Raw genomic sequence first — 8,148 nt, 5'->3', positions numbered from 1 at the left:
GGCGGCCCGCAGCCGCTCGGCCTCCGGCGCGGCCCGCGCGATCACCCGCACGCCCTGCATCACCACGAGCAGGAAGCGGGCGATCTCGTGCGCGTCCTTGTCGGCGGCCAGCTCGCCCTGCGCCTGCGCACGCAGCAGGGAGGAGACCAGAGCCGTCTCCACAACGCTCCAGCTCACCTCCACCTGGCGGGCGACCTCCGGATCGCGTGGGGACAGCTCCACGGCCGCGTTCACCACCAGACAACCCCGGCGGCGCGGGTCGGTCAGGGCCTCGGTGACCCAGCTCTGCACGAAGGCGCGTACGGCCGGCAGCGCGGGTCCCGGCTGGGCGAGCGCCGTGACGAAGCCCGCCTCGCTGCCCCGCAGATACCGCCGCATGGCGGCCAGGTACAGGTCGTGCTTGCTGCCGAATGTGCCGTACATACTGGCCCGGCCGATGCCAAGGTGCTCGACCAGGTCGGCCATCGAGGTCGCCTCGTAGCCCCGCTCCCAGAACAGGTCCATCGCGCGCTGCAGCACCACGTCGGGATCGAATTCCTTGGTTCTGGCCATACCCACGAGGCTAACAACGAGCAGACCGACCAGTCCAGAAAAGCCCGCCCTCGGTGTGCTGAGGGCGGGCTTTCGGGTGCCGGGTACCGGCGGGCGTCACATCCGGTACCGCGGCGGGGGCGGGGCTCAGGCTCCCGGCAGCCGGACGGACTGCCCGTGCCGGAAGAAGTCGGTGGGGTCCCAGGCGGCCTTCACACGCTGCAGACGGGGATAGTTCTCGCCGTAGTAGAGCGTGGTCCACGGTATGCCCGACCGGTTGCGGCGCACGTAGGCCGACTTGTGGTCGCCGCGCAGCGTGGGGTCGACCAGGACAGAGTTGGTGACGCCCAGATAGCGCGTGGCCTGGAGCCAGGGCAGCCGCCGCGGTGTGGCGAACTCCGGCATCGGCCCGTGCTCGCCCATCGCGTTGGTCGCCGCGCCGTGGGGCACGCCCACGCCGTCGGAGACCGCCCGGAGGAACGCGTCAAACAGTCCGCGCGCGTCCGGGAGCGTCGCATCCATCTGGGTCAGCAGGCCGATCTGGCCGTTGGAGCGGTGGCTCAGGCTGAGGTTGGCGACCAGCCCGTCGTACGGGCCCCCGGCGGCGGCGTGCGCCTCGTGCCAAGCACCGTAGTTGCGGACCAGGGGGGTGACCGCCTGCTGCGTCATCTCCTCCCAGGGCCAGGAGACCGCGCTGAGCAATACCTCGGCCGGCGGCCTGGGCAGCAGCGAGCCGGGCGCGGTGCCCGTCGCGCCCGGTGAGCGGAACCAGTACCGTGTCACCACACCGAAGTTGCCTCCGCCGCCGCCGGTATGAGCCCACCACAGCTCACGGTAGGGATCGTCCGGTTCGCGCGTGGCGATTACCACCCGAGCCCGGCGCTGGGCATCGACGACGACCACCTCGACCGCGTACAGGTGGTCCACTATCAGGCCATCCCGGCGGCAGAGCATGCCCCAGCCGCCGCCGCTGACGTGCCCGCCTACGCCGACCGAGTAGCACACGCCGCCCGGGACGACGACTCCGTACGCCTTGTAGAGACGCTCGTAGACATCGGTGAGCGTGGCGCCGGCCTCGACCTCGAAGGCGCCACGCTGCTCGTCGTGGCGTACCGAGCTCATCTCGGAGAGATCGATGACCGTCTCGACGGCGTTGTTGAAGGCGAAGTCCTCGTAGCAGTGGCCGCCGCCCCGCACGGTGAGCCGTTTGCCCGCGTCGGCCGCCTGCTGCACGGCGTCGCGCACCTGCTCGGTGGAGGCGACCAGCCGCACGCTCGGCCCGGCCGGTCGCGACCGGTACCGCCGCGCCCGCCAGGACGGCCGCGTTCGTCATCAGGCGACGGCGCGACCAGCCGACGGCCGAGGACGCCTCCGTGCGGTCGTCGGGGGAAGGAGTACTGGATGCCACCGTCATACCGCCTTGATCGACAGGGAGTGGTTGAAGATGTTCTTCGGGTCCCACTGGGCCTTGACCGTCTGCAGCCGCCGGTAGCCGGACTTGAAGTACAGCTCGTGCCACGGGATGCCGGAGGTGTTGTGCCGGGAGTCCGCGAGATCGGCGTCGGCGTAGTTGATGAAGCAGCCGTCGGTGTCGGCGTTGGCGGCGGGCACGCCGCCGGAGGCCGCGTATACGTCCTGGTAGAAGGAGCGGATCCAGTCCAGGTGGGTGGCGTCCTGGGCGGGGGTCGGTCCAGAAGCTCACGTAGTGGAGCTTGAGGATCGAGTCGCGCTGCGGAACCGCCGTGTCGGCCGCCGGCACCGTGTTGGTCCTGCCCCCGTACGACGTGATCATGACGAGTGACGCGGGATGCGCGTAGTCCGTGCGTGTCATGTGCGTCCAGAACGCCTTGAGGTTGGCGTCGGTGAACCCGCGCCGCATGTACGCCGACTTGCCCTTGAAGCGTGTGGTGGTGTCGGTTCCGGTGAAGCCGGGCCACTGGGTGACCGCATGCAGCCATGAGATCTTGCGGCGGTCGTCCACGCGGAAGTTGACGCCGGTGCCCTCATTGACGGCGGCGAGGTAGGAGTCGAGCAGCGCGGCGGCGTTCGGCACCGATGCGTCGATCTGCGTCGTCATGGAGAACGGACCGGCCGACTTGTGCTGCGGCTTGAGCTGGCTGAAGAGCGTGGCGTACGGCGAGTCGGGCGAGCCGTTGGTCTCGTACCACTTGCCGAAGTTGCGCAGCAGCCGGGTGAACGCCGCCTCGGTCATATCGCTCCACGACCAGGTGACGTTCGAGACGATGACCTCGGAGGGCGGCTTGCGCAACTGGTCGGCTGCGGTGGTGCCGGTGGCGCCGGGGGAGCGGAACAGGTAGCGGGTGACCACGCCGAAGCTGCCGCCGCCGCCACCGGTGTGTGCCCACCACAGGCCGCGGCGACGTTTCCCGGCTGCAGCAGGGTGTCTCCCGCTGCTCCCGGGCCGCGTTCTGCCCGGAACGTGACCGCCCGCGCCTGATTCGGCCATGCCAGCCGATAACTGAGGCCGATAACTAAACTGGACCGTTCGTTCAAGTGAGTGCTAGCTTTTGATCACCTTAGTTGCCGGGGTTCCTGCAGCTATTTTGAGCCTATAGTGGAATGAGCATTCATCTATGGGTACTGTCTCTGGGGACACCTCACCCGGTACGGCCTCGCTCCGGCTGCGGCCGGGGCTGTCCTTCGCGCTCCTGGGCGCGGTCCAGATCACCCTGATCGCCACGATCACCGTCATCACGGTGGCTCTGCCGGCGATCCAGCGGGACTTACGGCTGGCCGACACGGATCTTGTCTTCGCCACTTCCGCCTACAGCCTGTCGTTCGGCGGGCTCCTGGTCCTCGGCGGTCGCCTTGCCGACCTCCTGGGGCACCGGACGGTGTTTGTCGCCGGGGTGGCCGTCTTCGGCGCAGCCTCGCTCGCCGCCGCGGCAGCCTCCACACTGTGGGTCATGGTGGCCGCCCGGTTCGCGCAGGGCGTGGGCGCGGCCTTGGCGGCCCCCGCCGCGATGGCGCTGCTCAGCTCGGTCTTCCCCGACACGGCGCGGCGCAGCCGGGCGATGGCGGTCTGGGGAGTGCTGGCCAGCATCGGCGCCAGCTCCGGCAACATCCTGTCGGGTGTGATCCTGTCCCGGGTCGAATGGCGCTGGGTGTTCGTCGCGCCGGCCGTCGTCTCTGCGGTGATCGTCCTGTGTGCGCCGTTGCTGCCCACGGGCCCCGCACGCCGGCGCGAAAGGCTCGACGTGCCGGGCGCCCTGCTCATCACGGCGGGGCTGACCGCGTTCATCTTCGGTCTGGGTGAGTCGGACTGGACGTGGATCGGCGTCGGCGTTCTGGGCCTGGCCCTGTTCGCGCTGACTCAGGCCCGGTCGTCCCGGCCGCTGGTGCCGCCGGCGCTGCTGGCGTCGGCCCGCAGGCTGGCGGCGCTGTTCGCCATCGGTGTGACGGCCGCCGCGATGGCGTCGTACTTCTTCCTCCTGGCGCTCTACTTTCAGAAGACGCTGGGCTATTCACCCCTGCGTACCTCGGCGGCCTTCCTTCCCCCCGTGTTCGCGGTGCTGTTCACGGCGTCGGCCGGCGGCCGGGCAGCGCGCCGGTTCGGGGCCGGTGTCCTGACGGCCGCCGGGCTGGCACTGGGGGCCGCCGGAATGGGCCTGCTCAGCACGCTCGACGCGGACTCCTCGTACTGGGGGGTGCTCGTGGTGGGGATCACACTCTTCCCGGTCGGCGCCGGCTTCACCTTCTCCGGGGCGACTGTGTGGGCGGTGGAGCGCACCGCGCCCGGGGAGGCCGGCCTGGTCGGAGGAGTCGTGAACACAGCTATGGAGGTAGGGCCTCCGGTCGGCCTGGCCGCCCTCGTACCGCTCGCCCTCTCGCACAGCGCCAGCCACGGGGCCGGCGAGGCCGCGGCGGACGTGAGCGGGTACGGCTTCGCCTTCGGCGTGGCGGCCGTCTCACTGGCCGTCGCCGCAGGGCTCGTACTGCTCCAGCGCGCGACAAGGTCTGCCAAGACCCTGCTGATCGCGCCTGAGGAGGAGTCGACAGCGGGCGCGGCCGGTGCCGCGTCCCGCGACTGACACAAGCCAACGCACCGCACACATCCCTGAGAAAACAAGGAGTTCGTCATGAGTACACGCTTCACCGACAAGGTCGTTCTCGTCACCGGCGCCGGCGGCGTTCTGGGCCGGACCGCGGCTCTTTCCTTCGCGGGCGAGGGCGCGACCGTTGTCGTGGCCGACCTCAACGAGAGCGGCGTCAACGAGACGGTCAAGCTGATCGAGAACGAGGGAGGCAGGGCTTCCGGCGTCGTCGTCGACGTCACCAGCTCCGAGAGCGTCAAGGCGATGGTGGACGCCGCGGTCTCCCGGCATGGAGGTTTGCACGTCGCATTCAACAACGCGGGCATCCTCGGCGGCGGCACGCCGGTCGGCGAGCACGACGAGGACGTGTGGAACAAGGTGCTCGCCGTCAACCTCACGGGTGTCTTCCTCGCCCTGAAGCACGAGACCGCGTACATGGCGGCCAATGGCGGCGGCGTCATCGTCAACACGGCCTCCAACCTGGGTGCCCACTGGCGCCTGGCCGGCATGAGTGCCTACTCGACATCCAAGGCCGGCGTCAGCTTCCTGACCCGTACCGCCGCGCTTGAATACATCAAGCATGGCGTGCGTATCAACTCCATCAGCCCGGGCCCGATCGACACCCCGATGTCCTACCTTCAGGGCGAGACCCGTGAGCAGCGTGACGCCCGCCTGGCCCCGACCGTGCCGCTGGGCCGGGTCGCCGATCCGCAGGAGGTCGCCAACGCCGTCCTGTGGCTGGCGTCGGACGAGTCCAGCTTCGTCGTGGGGCACGACCATGTGATCGACGGCGGTGCCACCGCCTGACCGCGGGGAGGCGTACGGCGCGGTGACGCGCCGCGAGGAGGGGGTCGCGGAAGCCGTGGCCCCCTTCGTATGCCCCGCGTGGAAGTTCTCGCCGCAGCCCGCAGCCCGCAGCCCGCACCGACCGCCGGACCTGACGAAGTTTCCCGATTTTGACGCAGCCGCCGGATCTGACGGGATGCGGCGGACCTGACGTCGTGCGCCGGAGCTGACGGAATTCCCTGGCGGTGATGAAAATCCCCGTACCTGACCATGTGTCCGGCGCCTGACATTCTCCGACGCATCTGATGATGTCGTGCATTCCGCTTTGCCGTTGGTCCGACGGCAGGGCATTCTCGTCTCTGTAATCGCCCGGAAAACGCGGAGAAATAAACGCCCGCTGGGCGTGGTGCAATTACGACGACTTGGCAACACAGTGACACGGAAAGCGAGTCGATGCGGACGCGCAAGGCCAGGTACTACCGCTCGCCGAGAAGCTGGCGGCAGCCATCGACCTGCTGGCCGAAACCCCGGCGACATGCGACAACCTCGACCTGAGCACGTGGTTCAGGCACCAAGCAAAGGAACTGGCCGCTACTCGCACAGGACCTTGGACCAAGGACCTGGACATAACCTTCTACGTCGCACTGTTCCTGCGCGTTGCACAGCACTCGATCCGACGCGGCTGCCCCATCGTCTGCACCTGAGGCCCACCTTCGGCCCCACTGGTCTCCCAGCGAACATCACCCACCGTGCACGCGTCACGGAAAGCGGGCCAGAGCCACGATAACGACAGCCGTTGTTCGCGGGTTTGGGAAGCACCCCGACCCACGGTCGGGAAAGGTTGATGGGTTGGGGAGGTGCCGGGTCCGTTGCCAGGTCCGCATCATCCATACCCCGCATCGGCTCCTAGCGACTGGCGCGGACGGCAGGGCCCGCCCCGTTCAAGTGAGCTCTGCCCCCTCGACAGTCCAAAGGTCAAGCAGGTCAGCGGATCTGGACGGGATGTCAGGTACCTCAACGGGACGGAGCACCGTTAGAGATTCTTCTTGGCGAGCCATCATCGCAAAGGAGAACCTGTCTACTTCCAAGCAGAGGTCGACATCGTCCGGGTGGTATCCACTCCGCAGCCCACCGGCGAGGTCTGCCGCGGCACGAGAAGTCCTCGCGCGGTGGAGATACGGGGCCGCCTCGATGTCGCCTCCGGCCATGCATTGGCCAATGTATTCAGCGCAAGCCAGGTCCTCGTCGGCCCGGCCTCCCTCGCCGGTGACAACGAACGTCACCGGACCGGAACTCTTGGTCTGGAGGAACCGCGCGGTCGGGCCGGCCACCACGAAGTTCGCGCACAAGACCAGTGGCGTGTTTGCGACGGCCAGCGCGCCCAGGGTTCCTGGCGTCGTCTTCTGCACCAGCGTGCGCCCAGTGAAATCGTATGACCTGAGCAAGCCAGGTGAGTTCACCGCGTCGAAGCCCGCTGCTGGAGCTCCGTCCTTCAAAGCCAGCCAACCCGAGCGGCTCTCCTACAAGGCAAGTGCCTCACCTTTTGTTGAGGCCAGGGCGATCCTCTCGACGCCACGCGAGAAGCCCCAGGCGGCCACGGTGAAGGCGCGCATGACGTCGATGACGACCGCAACACGGGGAACATCAGTCAATTCTGGGATGCCAACGAAGTGATGGCCCATCTCACTATTCTGACGCCACCGGATCATCCGAAGGGCCGGGTCTGCACGGTCATCGGCCTTGTCTCAACTTCGGGGGCGACGCGGTGTCGTGAGGGCCGTTGACCTGCACGTGAAGGATGTCAACGGGCTCGTGCACACGGTGTTTTCGGGTCTGTTCCCGCTGGATCGAGGACATGCCGACAAGGGCAGACGGACCGTGGTGGGCGCACGAACTCCGCAGGACACCGCCGTCTGCCCGGTGTGCCGGGCATTGTCGGGACGCGTGAACGGCTATCACTGGCGGACCATGGTCGGCCTACCAATGTGAGACCTGCCGCCATTCCGCCGAGCGCACCTGAGGTGATGGTAGCGACCTCAAGTTTGGAACGGCCACGAAGCGATCTGGAGGGTTCGCCGGGCTTGTCTCCTGGCGTCAGTCCGTGCATGTGCGCCCCAGCTGAACTGTCCTGCAACGCGCTTGGCGGCTGAGGAGGTAGAGCCCTCTGCCGGGCCTTGCGTCGTCAACTGCACTGTACAGGTCACCTGTTGACGCACATGCGCCTGTGCTTGTCTACTCGGCTGGGGGCGGAAGCATCGGGAGGATGTGTACCGGATGGCAGCGTGTGACCACTGTCGGTATTTGAAGACCCTGTGAGAGCAGAGCAGCGCCAAACGTGCCGGTGGCTCCGCCCGCGTCGTACCCGGATGGGGTCACCGATGCGTTCGGTGCCCCGCCGTTCGACTCAGTGCCCAGCCACTGTGCCCATGAACTCGGACAGCACACCGGCCAGGCTCGAAACCGGTGACCAGGAATCTATCCCTCAAGCCGGATGATCTCACGGATCACAAGCTCACCCCCGTCGACCGGCTTTCCCCGTTCCCATGTTCTGGGTCCCCTGCCGGGGATTCGCACCTGTGCGGACGCACGACCAACACTTCCCCTCGCCCAGACTCCGGTCGGCAGCTACGGCAGAGCCAGCTCCAATTCGGCGCTGAGTGGCGCGATCCGTGGGCTCCCGGTACAAGTCCCCCCTCGGACACCGACTGGTAGCCCGCGGGATGCCGAAGAGTGCTGGTTGAGATCCATCTCAGCCAGCACTTTCTGTTTCCCGGAG

6 protein-coding genes and 1 pseudogene are annotated in these 8,148 nt (G+C 67.9%); 3 read left to right on the top strand and 4 right to left on the bottom strand.

Annotated elements, in window-relative coordinates:
* The 3 genes from GA0115259_RS04030 to GA0115259_RS04020 form a co-directional block, all read right to left on the bottom strand.
* On the bottom strand, positions 1–552 hold a 552-nt coding region (locus GA0115259_RS04030), incomplete at its 3' end, for a TetR/AcrR family transcriptional regulator (RefSeq protein ID WP_093590900.1).
* A 126-nt stretch (positions 553–678) separates the two neighbouring features.
* Positions 679–1,803 (bottom strand): FAD-binding oxidoreductase, encoded by a 1,125-nt coding sequence (locus GA0115259_RS04025; RefSeq protein WP_093590897.1) that lies wholly within the window; start codon positions 1,801–1,803, stop codon positions 679–681.
* Between the two features lie 138 nt (positions 1,804–1,941).
* The gene (locus GA0115259_RS04020) at positions 1,942–2,142 is read right to left on the bottom strand and encodes a BBE domain-containing protein (protein ID WP_161230277.1); all 201 of its coding nucleotides are present in this window, start codon (positions 2,140–2,142) and stop codon (positions 1,942–1,944) included.
* A gap of 464 nt (positions 2,143–2,606) precedes the next feature.
* On the opposite strand from GA0115259_RS04020, the gene GA0115259_RS04010 reads away from it, so the two are divergent.
* From GA0115259_RS04010 to GA0115259_RS04000, 3 genes are all read left to right on the top strand, one after another.
* On the top strand, positions 2,607–2,849 hold the full coding sequence (locus GA0115259_RS04010; protein ID WP_141716444.1) for a hypothetical protein: 243 nt from the start codon (positions 2,607–2,609) through the stop codon (positions 2,847–2,849).
* A 276-nt stretch (positions 2,850–3,125) separates the two neighbouring features.
* Positions 3,126–4,583 (top strand): MFS transporter, encoded by a 1,458-nt coding sequence (locus tag GA0115259_RS04005; protein WP_093590886.1) that lies wholly within the window; start codon positions 3,126–3,128, stop codon positions 4,581–4,583.
* 48 nt (positions 4,584–4,631) lie between these two features.
* Entirely contained in the window at positions 4,632–5,393 is a 762-nt protein-coding gene (locus tag GA0115259_RS04000; RefSeq protein ID WP_093590883.1) for an SDR family NAD(P)-dependent oxidoreductase, read from the top strand.
* Positions 5,394–6,313: 920 nt separating this feature from the next.
* Here GA0115259_RS04000 and GA0115259_RS03995 read toward each other — a convergent pair.
* Positions 6,314–7,054: pseudogene (locus tag GA0115259_RS03995) on the bottom strand (2-phosphosulfolactate phosphatase).
* Between the last annotated feature and the right edge of the window lie 1,094 nt (positions 7,055–8,148).

It is taken from the genome of Streptomyces sp. MnatMP-M17, assembly GCF_900091995.1.
GTDB lineage: Bacteria > Actinomycetota > Actinomycetes > Streptomycetales > Streptomycetaceae > Streptomyces.
Note: the sequence above shows the minus strand (reverse complement) of the source record. Positions and strands in the feature narration are given on the sequence as shown.